The sequence below is a fragment of the Olivibacter sitiensis DSM 17696 genome (assembly GCF_000427965.1).
Classification (GTDB): Bacteria; Bacteroidota; Bacteroidia; order Sphingobacteriales; family Sphingobacteriaceae; genus Olivibacter; species Olivibacter sitiensis.
On the sequence record NZ_ATZA01000046.1, the window covers coordinates 32850 to 47867 of the forward strand.

The following is a 15018-nucleotide window of genomic DNA, read 5'->3' on the forward strand; positions in this document are numbered from 1 at the left end:
TGTCCATTAGACGACGTGGCCCTCAACTAAGTTTCAAAAAAATAAAATTGAAATTCTTGCAACTTTCCGTAGCTGCTAGCCGTCAGATGGCTAAGTTTAACAAATAAAAAACGATATATCATGAAACACTTAGAGCCAGTATTGATAGTAGGAATTATTTTCTTCACCATCGCCTATATTATTGAAACCATATTGAAGTACCGTCTCCGCTCGCGCATCGTCTCTTCGGGCCTCACCGATGAAAAGCTCATTAAGGGACTTTTTTCCAGCAAGGTAGACAACAGGTACAGCTCGCTCAAGTGGGGCCTCATCATCCTCTTTGCGGGCATTGGCCTCATTGTGCTGGAGTTCATACAATACGATTACGATTCGCCTTTGCCTTATGGCATTGAGGGAGCATTCGTGGCCCTGGGCTTCTTGATCTATTTCTTTTATGTGAATGGACGTACGAAAAGTGAGAACTAAAAGAGTTTATTGCTCGGTACTTTTGTTCCTTGCCTATAACAGCCATGGTAGTCTTTGCGCACAGCTGCTGGAGAAGCAGATAGATAGCCTCATCCTGACGGAGTTCGTCGATAGTGACGGACTAGGAGGCGTATTCATGGTTGCCAAAGCTGGGCAGGTAATCTATGAGAACGGCTTTGGCAAGGCCAATTTACCTACCCAACTGACAAGAGATATGCTTCTCATTCCCCGCTTCCAGTTCCGCTGTCCTAGCTGCCAATGAGGCTATCTCCGCCAATCCTTGCGCCAAACCGGGATTTTCCCTACATTTGGGACTATGGCAAGGATACCCGCCAACATACACGACAGCTACCTGTGTTCCATACTGAACGACAGGGAAATCGCCGCGGAGTACTTCCGGGCCGTTCTGCCGGCACACCTGGTGGAAAAGCTGGACTTTTCCACCCTGCAGCTCCTGCCGGGCAGCTATATCTCCGAAGGCCTGGAGCAGACCATGTCCGATACGGTCTATTCCTGCGGGTTCGCCTCGGCCCCGGCGCAGACCCTGGAGATCGCACTGCTCGTAGAACACAAGAGCTACTATGACAAGTACGTCATGCTGCAGATCGGGAGCTACCTCTTCTCCGGCTACCGGCAGCAGGTGGAGCAGCGCAAGGGAGGTCCTTCTCCCATCATCCCCATCCTGTTCTACCACGGCAGGAAAAAATGGAAATACCGCACGCTAGAGGATCTGTTTGACAGACCGTATGCGGCATTGTTTGGATATATCCCCAGCTTTTCGTATGTTTACAACAATTTGCGGGATGCGCCCGACGGGGAGTTGCTGGCCATACAGCACGGTGTATTGAGTGCATCGCTGCTGTTGCTCAAGCATGCCTTTGATCCGGAGTGGATACAGGGCAACTTTAAGCTGCTCGTGTCCATCGGCCTTTCGCAGGGCAAGGATAGTCACCACCACCGGTCGATGTTGCTGTACGCTTTTGGCCGGACGGAGTTTGCCAAGGAGCAAATAAAAGAAGTGATAAGGGAAATACCCACAGACATACAGGAGGTAATTATGAGTACTTACGAGCTATTGATCGAAGAGGGAAGAAAAGAAGAACGGGCTAAAGCCGAGAAAGAGCAGAAAGAACTGCTTGCCAAGGCCGAGAAACTATTGGCTGATGAACGGGCCAAAGCTGAGGCCAAGAGCTATGAGGTTGTCAGCAATCTGATCTTGGCAAACCGCTTCACCACGGCAGAAATTGCCAATTTCGCTACCGTAACGGAAGAATTTGTTGAAAAAGTCCGCGCCGACTTGGCCAAGAAGAAGAAATAGGGCTTTCAATGCCCACAATAATATGAAAGCCATTCCTATAGATGTAGGGATGGCTTTTGTTGTTTCTATCGACGATGCTATTGTCCTGTTTTCCAGTTGCATTTGTCAGGTTGTATATGTTTTTGCGTTTGTAGAGACGCAAAATATTGCGTCTCTACGGCCGGCAGAGCGTCCAAAACCAATTCCCGATATTTACGGCGTATGAAAATTGGAATGTTTTCATTTTGCGTTTGTTTTTCTTTTTGCAACGTTTTTCCGCGCACTAGTCAGGCTAACGCTCCATCCCTTCCCGCTAAGACTGGCGCGAATTGGGGTAGCATTGTTCATTTCCGAATTTAAAGCCTAAATTTACCGTATAAACATGGCATCAATTGTTATCGCTATCTGCATCAATCTTGTCATATTCCTCATTAAAGAACTCAGATAAAAGCATATTAATTCTGTCAAGAATATTCAGAAGTGAACTGATACGTAAATCCTCAGAACCAGCCTCGTATTTGCCATATTGAGACCTATTTAATTCATATTTATAGGCAAAGTCATCAGAGTTACCGAAGCCGAGCTCTTTCCTTATTTGCTTGAGCCTTAGTCCGATTTTTTTGACATCAACAGGGAGTTCTTTCTTTGTTCTTTTCGCCATTTTCCACTAATGTTCTTTTTGAACGCTAAAACTCCCAATAATCAAAATCTAATATTACTCTTAAATAAGAGTATATTAATTTGGAGTATTAAAAATAGTTACGTACCTTAGCCTTTGTAAATAAAAACAAAGGCTTATTGATTGAATTTTAACTGTAAATAGCGAAATAATAATCCAAGGCATTTTGGATACTGGCACTTGTGCAAGGGAATATAGGAAGTTTTCAAGTACGCAAGTTGCAGGAGTCTGGTGCCCATATTGTATCTTTGTCAAAAAAGAAACGATGGGCCCCTCTTGTACGTGTACTTAGCCCTCCTATAGGCTCCTTGCTCGTACATAGAGGGAACACCCATCACCAAAAAATATATGTGATTGTCTCTGTTGAGTGCTGGTTTTCAGACCATACTTTTAGGGAACCATGAATCACCAAACCAAAAAACACTTTCTACGCAACCTTATCACAGCCCCAGAGTAACTGGACAGCCAAAAGCTGGGATGCACGGTGCCATTTGAGATTTCTCGACTGCACTTTGTTTCGCTCGAAAACTTGTCCGCCTTTGGCGGATGACGAGCTGTTAGCTTTTGGCCATCTTATCCTTTTAGGTAAGGGCGCCCACCTGTAAGGATTCTTTTCTTAATCAACAGAATCATGAGAAATCTAAACTTACACAGAAATGAAGCTTTTTACAAGCGTCAGGGGGCATCTTTGTGCCTTTTTTCAGACATCAGACAAAAGACACCAGACGTCAGACTACCTGACAGCGCCATATATAAAGCAACCGGCCTTTGGCCTCTTGCACCATTTAAACCGTGCTTTGCAATGTAGAGACGTAAGATCTTACGTCTCTACATGCTACTTAACACTGCTAGCAGTACGGGCGAAAGATTTTTCGCCCCTAATCTCGGCCTTTGGCCTTATTACCTTCTTGTTTGTGTGTCCCTGCGCCTTGCTGGCGCAGCAGTCCGAGCCATCCCGAGTACTCGGGGTGGTCACCTCGGCTGCCGATGGCAGCCCGCTGGCAGGTGTGGCCATCAGGGTAAAGGGGACAAGCAGCGGCGTACTGACCGATAAGGAGGGGAGGTTCACCATTGTCCCCACCCGAGCGACAGGTACCTTTACCATTACCTATCTTGGCTACAAAAGCAAGGAGGCGCCATTTGACCTTGCCAGCGGCGAGCCAATCCATATCGCGCTCGACCCGCAGGACAACACCCTCGACGAGACGGTGGTGATAGGCTACGGCACCACCACGCGCAGGCTCAATACAGGCAGCGTGGCCACGGTGAGCGCCGCCGAGATAGAAACGCAGCCCGTGACCAATGTGCTGACGGCCCTTTCGGGCAGGGCAGCAGGTGTACAGGTGCAAACGGTGAACGGACTGCCGGGTGGCAACGTAAGTGTCCGCATCAGGGGAGCCGCCTCCATTGCGGCAGGCACGGAACCGCTCTACATCATAGACGGTGTGCCATTCAACTCCAGTCCCGTCACCACCTCGCTGGCCAACCAGACGGGGGCGCAGGGCAACGTAAGCCCGCTCAACAGCCTCAATCCGGCCGATATAGCGCGCATAGAGATACTGAAGGACGCCGACGCCACGGCCATCTACGGATCGCGCGGCTCCAACGGCGTCATCATCATCACCACGAAAAAAGGCGACGCTACGGCCGGCAAGCTGAACATAAACTACTACGGCGGATGGAGCGAGGTGAGCCGCATGGCCAGCTACCTGGGGCTGGAAGATTACCTGGCCCTGCGCCGCGAGGCATTCGCCAATGACGGCGTGCAGCCCTCGGCCGATCCCACCTCGCGGCAGTATGCCCCGGATCTGCTCGTATGGGATACCACAAGGGGCATCGACTGGCAAAGGGAATTTATAGGCGGCAAGGCCGGCATGCACCAGCTGCAGGCCTCCTATCAGGGCGGTACGGCCACCACGGGCATCCTGCTCAGCGGCAATTACCGCCGCGAGGGCAGCGTGTTCCCCGGCGATTTTAGCTATACAAAGGGCGGGGGAATGCTCTCCGTAAACCACCGGCCCGAAGGCGATAGGCTGGACCTAGGGCTATCGGTCAGTTACCTGGCCGACGGCAACGGCCTGCCCAAGGTAATCCCATCGCTCAACCTGCCGCCCAACTATCCCCTGTACGACGAAAGCGGCAACCTCAACTGGTACAGTTCAAACCCGCTGGGCGTATTGCGGCAAACGAACAATACCAATACGCACAACCTGGTCACCAATGCCAATATCGGCTATAGGATAAACGACGATCTGACCATAAAGCTCACTGGCGGCTATACCAACTACCGGCTGGGCACGGTGAACCTCACGCCCAGGGCATCCCTATCGCCCACCTCCACCAGCGGCAACATGAGCAACTTCGGCAATAGCACCACGCAGACGCTCACCGTAGACCCGCAGGTCAACTACCGCTACCAAACCGGCGCCAACCGGTTCGACCTGCTGCTGGGCGCCAGCTACCAGCACATCAGGCAGGAGGGCCGTTTCATCACGGCTACCAACTATGCCAACGAGACGCTGATGGAGACTTTGGCAGGGGCGGGCAGCATCAGCGGCACCGATAGGCACGAGCCGTACAAGTATGTCTCCCTGTTCTCCAGGCTCACCTACAACCTGGCCGACAGATACATCGTCAACGCCAGCTTCCGCCGGGACGGCTCCTCGCGCTTCGGGCCGGGCAGCCGCTTCGGCAACTTCGGCGCCGTGGGCGCCGCATGGCTGTTTACCGAGGAGAAGTGGCTGGCGCCCATCAGGGGGCTGCTCCACTTTGGCAAGCTGCGCATGAGCTACGGCATCACGGGCAACGACAACATAGGCAATTACCGCTACCTATCTGCTTATACGGCATCTACCGTGTACAACGGTGCAGCCTCGCTCGCGCCCTATCAGATAGCCAACGATGCCTTTCGCTGGGAAACCAATAGGAAGCTGGAACTGGCATTGGAATTGGGACTCTGGCAAGATCGCCTTTCGCTGACCGCCGCACGCTATCGCAACCGCACGGACAACATGCTGGTCACCTATCCGCTACCGGCACAGACCGGCTTCACGGGATATCAGGCCAATTTTCCTGCCGAGGTAGAAAACAAGGGCACCGAGCTGAGCCTCCGTGCCACGGTCATAAAGTCGGACAAGTTCACCTGGGACATTAACTCCAACATCAGCTTTGAATCGAGCAGGCTCAGGAGCTTCCCCAACCTGGAGGCAACAAGCTATGCCAGCCAGTACATCGTAGGGGAAAACCTTACCGTATTGCAACGGTTGCGTTTCCTTGGCGTAGACCCGGAGACGGGCATATCCACCTATCTGGACAAGGATGGGAACGGGCTGTACAACAACCTGGACTATGAGGTGATAGGCAAGACCACGCCCGACTGGTACGGCGGCCTGGGCAATACTTTCCGCGTTGGTCAATGGCAGGCCATGGCCTTCTTCCAGTTTTCGAAGCAGTTGGCCCCTACATTGGTACTGGCTCCCGGCCCCATGAACAACTACTTTGATATCGTACTGGAACGCTGGCAACAGCCGGGCGATATGACCGATATACAGATGGCGACCACGACCAGCGGTACCGAGCAATACAGCGCCCGCTCGCGTCTATCCCAGTCGGACGCCATCTGGAAAGATGCCACATACCTCCGGCTCAAGAATGTGTCTCTTTCCTATATATTGCCTGCCAGGTGGCTGTACGGCATGCAGACAAGGGTATATGCAGAGGGGCAGAATCTCTGGACCGCTGCAGCCAATGGCCGCTGGCGCTTGGATCCCGAGACGGCCACGAGCGAGATACCGCCATACAGGACATGGGCCTTTGGCATTTCACTGACACTTTAAGCACACATGACGACATGAAAAAGCATTACTTACAACTAATAGCCACAGCTGGCCTATTGCTGTGCCTGTCCTGCGAATCGATGATCGCGATCGAAGATTCCAAGACCCTGATGAGCAGGGATAGGGTACTGGCCAGCGACAGTGCGGCAAACGCGCTTGTATCCAACATATACGTACAGATAGCCGGAGTAGGGGGCCTGGAGGCCAATTTGGTGCCATACAATGCCTTGTACACCGATGAGGCCTTGCCCTCGCCCAATAACCAAAGCGTCATAGACTATTATAACAATGCCTTTACGGCAGACCATATCGGCTTTGTGAACGTGTGGGGCAAGTGCTACCGGGCCATCTACATGGCCAATGAACTGCTCGAAGGTTTGCCCGGTGCCATGGGGATCTCGGCATCGGCGAGACAACAACTCTTGGGGGAGGCCTACTTCCTGAGGGCATTTTCCTACTTCTACCTCACGCAACTGTTCGGTGATGTCCCCTTGGTACTCGTTACTGATCTGGACATTTCGGCAGGCTTGCCAAGGAGCAGCGCGGAAGCGGTGTTCCGGCAAATGGCGAACGACCTGGCGGCAAGCAGGGAACTGCTTTCCGTTAGTTATCCCGGCTATTTGCGCACGCGGGCCAATCGTCATACGGCCACGGCCATGCTTGCCCGTATCTATCTCTATCGGCAACAATGGGCAGAAGCAGAGGCAGCCGCCTCCGAGGTCATCGATTCCGATATGTATACGCCGCTTAGCTCGCCCGAGCTGACCTTCAGAAGAGGAAGTACCGAGGCTATACTGCAGGCTCATCAAGTACAGGGCTATGTGAATTATGCCGCTTCATTTGTCCCTGCAGCCGGTATACCGAGTTATATCATCTCACCGGATTTACTGGAGGCCTTTGATGAGGCCGACCTGCGCAAACGGGAATGGATAGGGGCCATACAGGTGGCAGGCGTCGATTACCCTTACTTCAACAAATATCGGAACAGGGTAACCGCCTCCGGCATTGGGGCAGAGGATGCCATGCTGCTGAGGGTGGCCGAGCAATACCTGATACGGGCGGAGGCCCGAGCCATGCAGGACAAGCTGGCATTGGCAGTGGACGATCTGAACAGCTTGCGCCAACGAGCGGGCATCGCGCCCTTGGAAGACCTGGGCAAAGAAGAACTGTTGTCTGCCATTGTGGAGGAGCGGCAACGGGAACTCTTTGCCGAGTGGGGGCATCGCTTCTTCGATCTCAAACGATGGGGCATCGTAGACGAGGTATTGGGTGTCAATAAGCATAATTGGAGTCAAGAAGCAATGCTTTACCCCATCCCCAAGTCGGAAATGGAAAAGAATCCGGCCTTGACGCCCAATGCGTCCAATACATACTAAAACTAAGAAGAATGAAAAGATTATTTGCATTATATGTTTTGCTGCTGATGGCCTTATGGTCATCCGCGCAAGTAAAAAAACACGAAAACAGCATCGGCATCGGGCAAAAGATTCCCGATGTTCTACTCGAAAACCTATTGAACGGCAAGCTTTCGGGCAGATCCTTGGAAGAGCTTCGTAGAAACAAAATACTGATCATTGATTTTTGGGCCACCTGGTGCAAGCCCTGTGTGGAGGCATTGCCGAGGCTCGATAGCCTGCAGCAAGCCTTTGGGGATAAGGTACTGATACTCGCCGTGAGCCATGAGAGCGAAGCTGTGCTAAGGGGCTTTTTCGAACGGAAAAAGCTCAATCCCTCAATTCCGATACTGTTTTCGGACACTTTGTTCAGTACTTGGTTTCCGCATAGGCTGTTGCCCCATAGTGTTTGGATAGATAGAGAAGGAATGGTTAGAGTGGAGACTGGGGAGGGCGAAATTAACGGAGAAAACTTCAGATTGGCAGTCTCAAATGGTGAATTTCCTAGCCTCAACAAAAATGATGATGTCAGTTTTGAAGCAAATAGTGGATTAAAGATAGATGAAAATACCTTAATCTCTGTTAATTTTAAAAAGGCTAACTTACATGTGCCGACAATGATTACTATGAGGGATAGTGCTGGAACGAACAGATTAGATACTGTGTTTAGGTATTTTTCTACTAATCAGCCAATTCTGAAATTATTCTACTCAGCATTTTCAAATGGCAAATCATTTCCAAATTACAATTTAATTAAATTCGACGATGTCAAGGATTCAAGTAAGTACTTTCCTCCGAACATTGTTGATAGTTTAAAGGGCAGACTATCAATTGATGATATAAAGGACTGGTATTTGCATAATTCATATTGCTTTGAGTTACGGCATGATAAGGGACTTCCAAAGGAGGTTTTCTTTTCGAATATGTTTAGGATATTAAATACCCTTTTTGATGTTGAAGCATCTGTGGAATTTCAGGATCAAGATTGCTTTGTGTTGAAATTGGTAGATCCATCGAGAGTTCCTAGGTCAAGTGGCAAAACTCCATATTCATCGTGGACTAACGAGGGGCCAACCTTACATCGATTTCAAGATCAGAGATTTAGCATCCTAGTAGATCAACTTAATACAACTATGTTTAACTTGCCAGTTTATGATGAAACAGGTATAGGCTACCCAATAGATATAACATTAAACTTGAATTTTAACGGCAGCCATCATTATGATACGGAATATCTGAAGAGAATTTTTTGGGATTACGGTATCGAAATGGTTAGGGAAAAACGAAAATTAAAAGTTTTGGTAATCCGAAATAGATGTTGATCTACTTCAACAGTAAGTTGTATTTACAATGGTTTCAAAAGATGTCTCAGCAAAACAGAGCGGTGAGAAAACATCAAATTTTCTCACCGCTCTCTCTTCAAGGTCTGAGTTGTGTCTAAAAAGTTGATCGCTCAATAGTTTCGCCTGGGATAGGATTTCCCAATGCGTCTTGCGCTTGTGCACAGCTGAAACCTGCTCCTCCACAGCTATAAGTCGCTTCGATTTGAGCTCGGGTCTGATTTTCGACCAAGATATACTCATTTGTACCTGGGGTTCTGACCTGCCAGTTGTAGGAATCCTCTTGGGCTACCTTTTTGTTGAGCATCATTTTGGCATGTAGTGCTTTTCCAAAGCTGAGGGTCAATGCCAGGGCCATGCAGCCCGTTCCGATGAATTTAATTGTTTTTGTTCTCATTTTTGATAAATAATAATGGTTTGAAATTTATTGTTTTTATGAGGTTTCCGTGTTGGGGATATGGCGATGTAGCTTTAGGCCGCAATAGGCCAGCAGCATGAGAATGATATTGATAACCAGTTGCCAAGCCCAGGATATGCCGTTTGCCAATCCGGCGCAGGTGCACGGTAGGGAATAGGGAGACAATAACATGTAAACGATATATATGGAGAAAGTGCCGAATAGTACCAAGCTGGCTAAAACGCCCCACCATCTTGTCACATGGTTTACAAAAAGCAGGCTAAGGATAAGCAGGCAGGAAGCGGGAACCGCCCAGGAGATATATTCGGCATAGTCCTTCATCAAGGGCATGGGCGATAGTTCCATTTGAAAAATGAATTTTTCGTGTTCTATCAACTTGCTTGCTAGGATAAATCCCAAAACGGCAACTAAGGCAACGGTAATCAGGTAATAAACGATCAAGCTATTTTTCCTGCTTAGTCTATCGCGCCAGGCATTTTCGCTAACTATCAGATGTACCATGGTTTTCATATCCATCACTAATGGGGTTTTCATTCTTTCCTCTCTAGAAAAGCAAAATTAACCCCTGGTTTCCATTTGTGGCATGTCCCTATGTATACTCTATATGTCCTTATGTACACGTTTGGCAGTGGGAGCCTCCGCCATAGTTTGCGCTGCCCTGGGGTACGTGCCGTAGTAGGCATGGAACTGCTTGGCAAAACTGGCATAGTCGCCATAGTGCAGTCGGATTGCTACCTCCGTGGCGGGCAGCTTTTGCTCCCGTAAGAGGACAAGCGCAAGTTGCATGCGCAGGCCATGTATATAGTCGCGGATGCCCATGTGTACGTGGCGCTTGAACAACAGGTACAGGCCTTGTCTGCTATAGCCAAAACGCTCGCCCAGTTGTACCGCATTGGGCACTTCGCCGCTGGCTATTTGCTTGTTGACAAAGGCAGTGATGCGCTTGAAGTGAGGTGGATAGCTTGCTTCTTGTACTTGGGTGCTTGTTCTTGCCTCGTTAAGGTGCCGGTCTATGAGCCGTACCAGTGGCTCCTCTACCCCTGTATCCAGGGCCAGGCCCGAGAGGCTCTCCAAGTGCAGGAAATCGTGGATGGCCTTTTCCATTTCCGTGCAAAGTGTATTGGTATTGCCGCCGATGCACTGTGCCTGCCTACTGATGAGTGCCTCAATTTGCCAACCCAGACCTGTCAGGCTGCCATGGCGGTAGCGCGCCAGCCACGAGGCCCGCAGTGCAAAGAACAGTAAGCGATGGGTTCCCTTGCCCAGGCGCAGGACATAGGGCGCAGGTGGGCTATAGGGCAGCTGGTATTCACCTGCTGCCAGTTCCAGCACTGAAGTGCGATTCGGGGTATATACATGGCTCTGGCCCTCCAGCTGGCACAGCATGTATAGGTCATGCGTCTCGCACTGGAAGGGCAGGCTGATGGGCTTGCCACAGCGCGCCTCTATGTAGCAGGCATACACGCGCTGGGCATCCACGTCCTGCCAAACGAGCTGGAAATCGTGGTGCCTGTAGTGCAGCACGCGCTGCATCACTTCCGGCACCTGTGCCACCCAGCCCGGTGGCAGGCCTTCCTCCAGGCGCACCGCCGGGTATGCCTCGGCAATATGTAGGGTGATAGGGTATCTCATTTATATAGTTGAAAGACTGAAGGCCTAAAACTTGTACCATTCTCACAACCCACAACTGACAACTCACAACTGACAACTCACAACTGACAACTCACAACTAAAAAAGTCAACGGTCCAAATGCGCCAGTATGGCCTCTATCTTGGTCTGTCCGCTGTACTTCTTTTGTAGCCTGCCATCTGCACCATAGATGATGATAGTGGGCGTCGTAGCCGTGCCGAAGTACTGCGAAAAGGTGAAATCCCTGTCCCGTGCCAGCAGGACCTCGGGTAGCAGTACCAAGTCCATCTCCTCTTGATACTGCTGCAATCGTTCCTCGCGGGCTGGCGATACCAGTAGCAGTTGGCTGCCGGAGAAGCGCTCTATATGCGTTAGTATATCCTTCATCTCTTCCTCGCAGAAATGACAATCGGGATCCATATAGATGATGCACAGGGGCTTACCCTTGGCCACGTCCTTTTGGCTGATGGAATCGCCTTGGAGGCTATAAAAAGTGAATTCGGGCAGTTGCTGCATCTGCTGGGTCACTTGTTTTTTCTGTGCCCTGCGCTGCAAGGTGTGGTACAGTAGACTGCCCATGGCGATGGCCAGGAGTACATAAATCAGAAAGGGTAATGTCTTTTTCATAAAGGTAAATTCATAGTGAATCTTACGTTATCAGTGATAAGTATTAAATATTCCAATGGCAAAAACCAATGCGATTGTTAAAACTTAATGCTTATTACTTATAGCTTAGTTGAGCGTCACGGTCAAGAACATGACCAATACGATCCAGAAACCCAAGGCGGGCAGGTACGATTTCACGACCAGCATTAGCGAGCTGTCATAGTCCTTTTGGATGACCTGCTGCAGTCCCCAGGCCAGCACCAGCCAGTAGGCCAGCTCAAAGACGTTGAGCAATTGGAAGGGATAGATCCAGATGTTGTCCAGGTGCTGCACGTCAAAGAGACTGAGGGCAGAGAGGGGGTAGAAATATTGGATATCTTCCAGGGCATAGTTTGTCTGCACGAAGCTGAACCAGCATATCTTGATGATAAGGGGGAGCAATAGCAGCAGTTCGGCCAGCAGTACCACTTTGAGTACCTGCCCAAATCGTGCCTTGTATCCCGAGAGGTAGACGCCCGTGTACAGCACGGTGGCTATAAGCGCGTATTTGATGGCGGAGAACAGCACCAGTAGGACATAGCTAAGCCATTGGTATTGCTCTTGCGTGTTCAAGAGATTGTTTATCTGGTCTATGCTCAGCTGTCCGCTCATGCTGTTGTAGTACACCTCTTTGGTGAGCAGTTGCTGGCTGATGATGTAGGTACACACGGCACTGACGGCAATAAGTACCGTAAAGAGCGTTGTGTTTTTTGTTGTAATTCCTCTGTAATTAGCCATGATACAAATTTTTGAATATCAATCCCTTCATTTTTGTTTGCTTCTCTTTTTCTTAATATAGTTGATTATCGTGTCTTTTTGAAATAGTAGAGTCGAACCAATAATAACGGGCAATATATTAAGAATGATGTTTAGGATTGAATTCGTTGAAAAAATAGGTTTTGAATAGAAAATATATAGCTGCACAGCTAAAAGCAAGATTCCTGCTAATATTAAAAAAGATTTCATAAGACATTCGTTTTGTAAGAAAAGCCTGCTTTGGAAACATCCACAGCAGGCTTTTAAAATTATTGGATGGAAATTATGAAGCACATATCGCTCCAGCTGTTATACTTGCAACATTAAAGGCCCTTGCGACACCTACGGAAAATGAAGCAAAACCAATTACTCCAAAACCTATTATCGTTCCCCAGCATAGTCCTTCTTTAAACTCTCCCCATTTGTCTCGGCCTCCAACAAGGGCCTCCATTCTTTGAACATCTATTTTTTTCATGACTATTAAATTGTTGTAATTAATTTTTTTACTGTTCATTAGCTCATGGCGCAACCCAACCCAGTGACTGCACTGAAGTATAATCCTAGTCCTCCCGCAACTGCAAAGCCCAAACCCCCTGTCGCAATACCTGCGGCCAAGATGATTGCCCCAGACGAGAGTAAAGCGCCTGACGCATTACATAAAGTAACTTTCCCGCCTTCAGCAGATTCCATTTCCTCCAAAGATAAAGTTCTCATTTTTTCATTTTTTTAAAGTTTAACCATTTTGTTGAGTAATTCCCTTTGCGCATTGGGTATAAGTCAAATTTAAGGAGGTGTTTTTGTTTTTGCTAGACCTACAGGGTATAAATGATACCTTTGGGGTATAAGGAAAAGCGAATGCTAAAGTTCGGACGGGTTATGCGACGGCAGACTTTAGTAAGTCTTTAGGGATATATTTGGAAAAGCGAATGCTAAAGTTCGGACGGGTTGCGTGATGGCAGACTTTAGTAATTCTTTCTGAAAAGGTATAAGAACGGCTTATGAAACTATTTGACGAATTGTGGGAACTGTGGCTAGGCCTGCCACAGCATCCTGCTACGTTTTTTATTCTACTGCTTATTTTGATCAGTAGCGTCGTAGGTTTTTATTATCACCCTTGGTACAAGGCCTGTGTATTGCATCCCTATAGCGTGTGGCGGGGCAAAAGACGGTGGACGCTATTGACGATGGGTTTGGTGCATAATTCGTGGCAGCACTTAATTTTTAACGTGGCGTTTTTGCTTGTTATGAGTGTGGGAATTGAAAAAGAATTTCAAGATTATTATGGTAATAAATCGTTGCTTGTCTACTCTCTTCTGTATTTCGTTACGATCTTCTTTGGAGCATTGGGAACAACCTTGATGAACAGAAACAATTTTTTATTTAGTACAACGGGGTTATCTAGTGCTTATTTTGGAACGATAACCTATTTTTGCCTTCTTAATAGGAATGAAGTAATTTATGATTTTTTTGGTGTTGCGGTAATATATGGTTGGCAATGTGCATTGGTATTGAGTATTGTTTTGGTTTTTGCATCAAAAATACGCCCCAATGATGACGTAGATCATTGGGGGCATTTTTTCGGTAGTTTGGTGGCGCTTTTTGTCTGGTTGGGTTTTGGTTTATGGTAGCATGATATTGTTTAACTAATGCAGGATGGAGAAAACGTTGCCGTTAGTGCTCCAACAAAAATACCAATACCTCCGAACCCGGCACCTATTGCTGCACCAATTATTACCGCATTTAAACAACTTATTTCTCCCCCGTTCAAATTTTCCATTTCATTTTCTTGTAACTTTCTCATGATTTTTCCTATTTTAGCCCTTGCCTAATGATTAATTGTTCCTTTAAGGCAAATTTTGCCCAATTTATTAGCTTAAGCTAAACCCTAAGGGTCTAAATGAGGACATAAAAGGTATAATTTAGCCGATATGGGTATGGTTATTTAGAGGGAAAAGCTTATGGAAACACGTGTACCGAGTAACATTGATAAGGAAATAGGAGAAAGATTCCGTCAGGTTCGCCGTATGAAAGACTTATCTCAGGAAAATATAGCCAACCTGATAGGAATAGCCCAGAAAAACTATTCCAAGCTGGAAAGAGGAGAGAGCAAGTGGACCATAGATAGGGTATATGAGGTAGCCGAAGCGTTGGGCCTTTCCGTAGTGGATATCCTGCCCAAATCAAAGGCCAGCACGGGAGCCAATACGGCCGGATTGCCGGAAATATGGGCCAAGCTGAAGACTAAGCTAAACGCGGTATTGGGAATCTATGTACGTCTTCAAACTAAATTAGACACATTAGGATGAAACCTTAAGGAGACTTTCGAGTTATAAATTTATTAATTTTTGTTGATTATACAATTGTCTTCTTTTATTCAGAGAATCGATTTTTACCTGTTGTCTTTTTTCCAAAATTCTTTCAGATCGTCCACAGTAGACATCTGCAGGTGTTAAGTTTTGCAGCGATTCGTGATAACGTCTGTTGTTATAGTTGTCCACAAAGTTTCCCAGGGCTTCGATAAGTTCTTCTGGATGGTAAAAGTGGTTTAATTTCACTAC

The 15018-nt window shown here is 48.1% G+C and carries 17 protein-coding genes and 1 pseudogene; 8 read left to right on the forward strand and 10 right to left on the reverse strand.

Annotation, left to right across the window (positions count from 1 at the left end; genetic code table 11):
- Nucleotides 1-120 precede the first annotated feature (120 nt).
- Genes A37S_RS0118785 through A37S_RS0118795 form a run of 3 tightly spaced genes read left to right on the forward strand, consistent with a single transcriptional unit; the run spans nucleotide 121 to nucleotide 1783 of the window.
- Nucleotides 121-465, forward strand: a complete 345-nt coding sequence (locus tag A37S_RS0118785; protein WP_036603205.1) for a DUF6249 domain-containing protein — start codon at nucleotides 121-123, stop codon at nucleotides 463-465.
- Nucleotides 455-727 carry a hypothetical protein gene (locus A37S_RS0118790; RefSeq protein ID WP_157278841.1) on the forward strand — a complete coding sequence of 91 codons (273 nt, stop codon included), beginning with the start codon at nucleotides 455-457 and terminating at the stop codon, nucleotides 725-727. Before A37S_RS0118785 ends, A37S_RS0118790 begins: the two co-directional genes overlap by 11 nt.
- Nucleotides 728-781: 54 nt before the next feature.
- Nucleotides 782-1783 (forward strand): Rpn family recombination-promoting nuclease/putative transposase, encoded by a 1002-nt coding sequence (locus tag A37S_RS0118795; protein WP_028298329.1) that lies wholly within the window; start codon nucleotides 782-784, stop codon nucleotides 1781-1783.
- Between the two features lie 367 nt (nucleotides 1784-2150).
- Here A37S_RS0118795 and A37S_RS25290 read toward each other — a convergent pair whose 3' ends face one another.
- Nucleotides 2151-2423 carry a helix-turn-helix domain-containing protein gene (locus A37S_RS25290; RefSeq protein ID WP_051293298.1) on the reverse strand — a complete coding sequence of 91 codons (273 nt, stop codon included), beginning with the start codon at nucleotides 2421-2423 and terminating at the stop codon, nucleotides 2151-2153.
- Between the two features lie 674 nt (nucleotides 2424-3097).
- On the opposite strand from A37S_RS25290, the gene A37S_RS25295 reads away from it, so the two are divergent.
- The 3 genes from A37S_RS25295 to A37S_RS26420 are packed head-to-tail and all read left to right on the forward strand — an operon-like array spanning nucleotide 3098 to nucleotide 8993.
- On the forward strand, nucleotides 3098-6277 hold the full coding sequence (locus tag A37S_RS25295) for a SusC/RagA family TonB-linked outer membrane protein (RefSeq protein ID WP_084163966.1): 3180 nt from the start codon (nucleotides 3098-3100) through the stop codon (nucleotides 6275-6277).
- Nucleotides 6278-6291: 14 nt separating this feature from the next.
- Nucleotides 6292-7653, forward strand: coding sequence for a RagB/SusD family nutrient uptake outer membrane protein (locus tag A37S_RS26415; RefSeq protein WP_169719533.1), 1362 nt, complete (start codon nucleotides 6292-6294; stop codon nucleotides 7651-7653).
- Between the two features lie 11 nt (nucleotides 7654-7664).
- The gene (locus A37S_RS26420; protein WP_084163968.1) at nucleotides 7665-8993 is read left to right on the forward strand and encodes a TlpA family protein disulfide reductase; all 1329 of its coding nucleotides are present in this window, start codon (nucleotides 7665-7667) and stop codon (nucleotides 8991-8993) included.
- Nucleotides 8994-9108: 115 nt separating this feature from the next.
- Here the strand turns inward: A37S_RS26420 and A37S_RS0118825 are convergent, their stop codons facing one another.
- The 7 genes from A37S_RS0118825 to A37S_RS27240 form a co-directional block, all read right to left on the reverse strand.
- A complete protein-coding gene (locus A37S_RS0118825; protein WP_028298331.1) occupies nucleotides 9109-9408 on the reverse strand; it encodes a hypothetical protein in 300 nt (99 codons plus the stop codon).
- 36 nt (nucleotides 9409-9444) lie between these two features.
- Nucleotides 9445-9963 carry a MauE/DoxX family redox-associated membrane protein gene (locus tag A37S_RS0118830; RefSeq protein WP_028298332.1) on the reverse strand — a complete coding sequence of 173 codons (519 nt, stop codon included), beginning with the start codon at nucleotides 9961-9963 and terminating at the stop codon, nucleotides 9445-9447.
- 66 nt (nucleotides 9964-10029) lie between these two features.
- Nucleotides 10030-11061, reverse strand: coding sequence for a helix-turn-helix transcriptional regulator (locus A37S_RS0118835; RefSeq protein ID WP_028298333.1), 1032 nt, complete (start codon nucleotides 11059-11061; stop codon nucleotides 10030-10032).
- A 106-nt stretch (nucleotides 11062-11167) separates the two neighbouring features.
- On the reverse strand, nucleotides 11168-11686 hold the full coding sequence (locus tag A37S_RS0118840) for a peroxiredoxin family protein (protein ID WP_028298334.1): 519 nt from the start codon (nucleotides 11684-11686) through the stop codon (nucleotides 11168-11170).
- A gap of 105 nt (nucleotides 11687-11791) precedes the next feature.
- Nucleotides 11792-12442 carry a hypothetical protein gene (locus A37S_RS0118845; RefSeq protein WP_028298335.1) on the reverse strand — a complete coding sequence of 217 codons (651 nt, stop codon included), beginning with the start codon at nucleotides 12440-12442 and terminating at the stop codon, nucleotides 11792-11794.
- 301 nt (nucleotides 12443-12743) lie between these two features.
- Entirely contained in the window at nucleotides 12744-12974 is a 231-nt protein-coding gene (locus A37S_RS0118855) for a hypothetical protein (RefSeq protein WP_028298337.1), read from the reverse strand.
- Nucleotides 12974-13174 (reverse strand): hypothetical protein, encoded by a 201-nt coding sequence (locus tag A37S_RS27240; protein ID WP_157278847.1) that lies wholly within the window; start codon nucleotides 13172-13174, stop codon nucleotides 12974-12976. Before A37S_RS27240 ends, A37S_RS0118855 begins: the two co-directional genes overlap by 1 nt.
- 284 nt (nucleotides 13175-13458) lie before the next feature.
- On the opposite strand from A37S_RS27240, the gene A37S_RS0118865 reads away from it, so the two are divergent.
- Entirely contained in the window at nucleotides 13459-14088 is a 630-nt protein-coding gene (locus A37S_RS0118865; protein WP_028298338.1) for a rhomboid family intramembrane serine protease, read from the forward strand.
- Between the two features lie 11 nt (nucleotides 14089-14099).
- Here A37S_RS0118865 and A37S_RS27245 read toward each other — a convergent pair whose 3' ends face one another.
- Nucleotides 14100-14261, reverse strand: a complete 162-nt coding sequence (locus A37S_RS27245; RefSeq protein WP_157278850.1) for a hypothetical protein — start codon at nucleotides 14259-14261, stop codon at nucleotides 14100-14102.
- Nucleotides 14262-14418: 157 nt separating this feature from the next.
- On the opposite strand from A37S_RS27245, the gene A37S_RS25310 reads away from it, so the two are divergent.
- On the forward strand, nucleotides 14419-14766 hold the full coding sequence (locus A37S_RS25310) for a helix-turn-helix domain-containing protein (protein ID WP_051293302.1): 348 nt from the start codon (nucleotides 14419-14421) through the stop codon (nucleotides 14764-14766).
- A 21-nt stretch (nucleotides 14767-14787) separates the two neighbouring features.
- Here the strand turns inward: A37S_RS25310 and A37S_RS27830 are convergent.
- A pseudogene (locus tag A37S_RS27830) lies at nucleotides 14788-15018 on the reverse strand (IS3 family transposase); the annotation flags it as partial.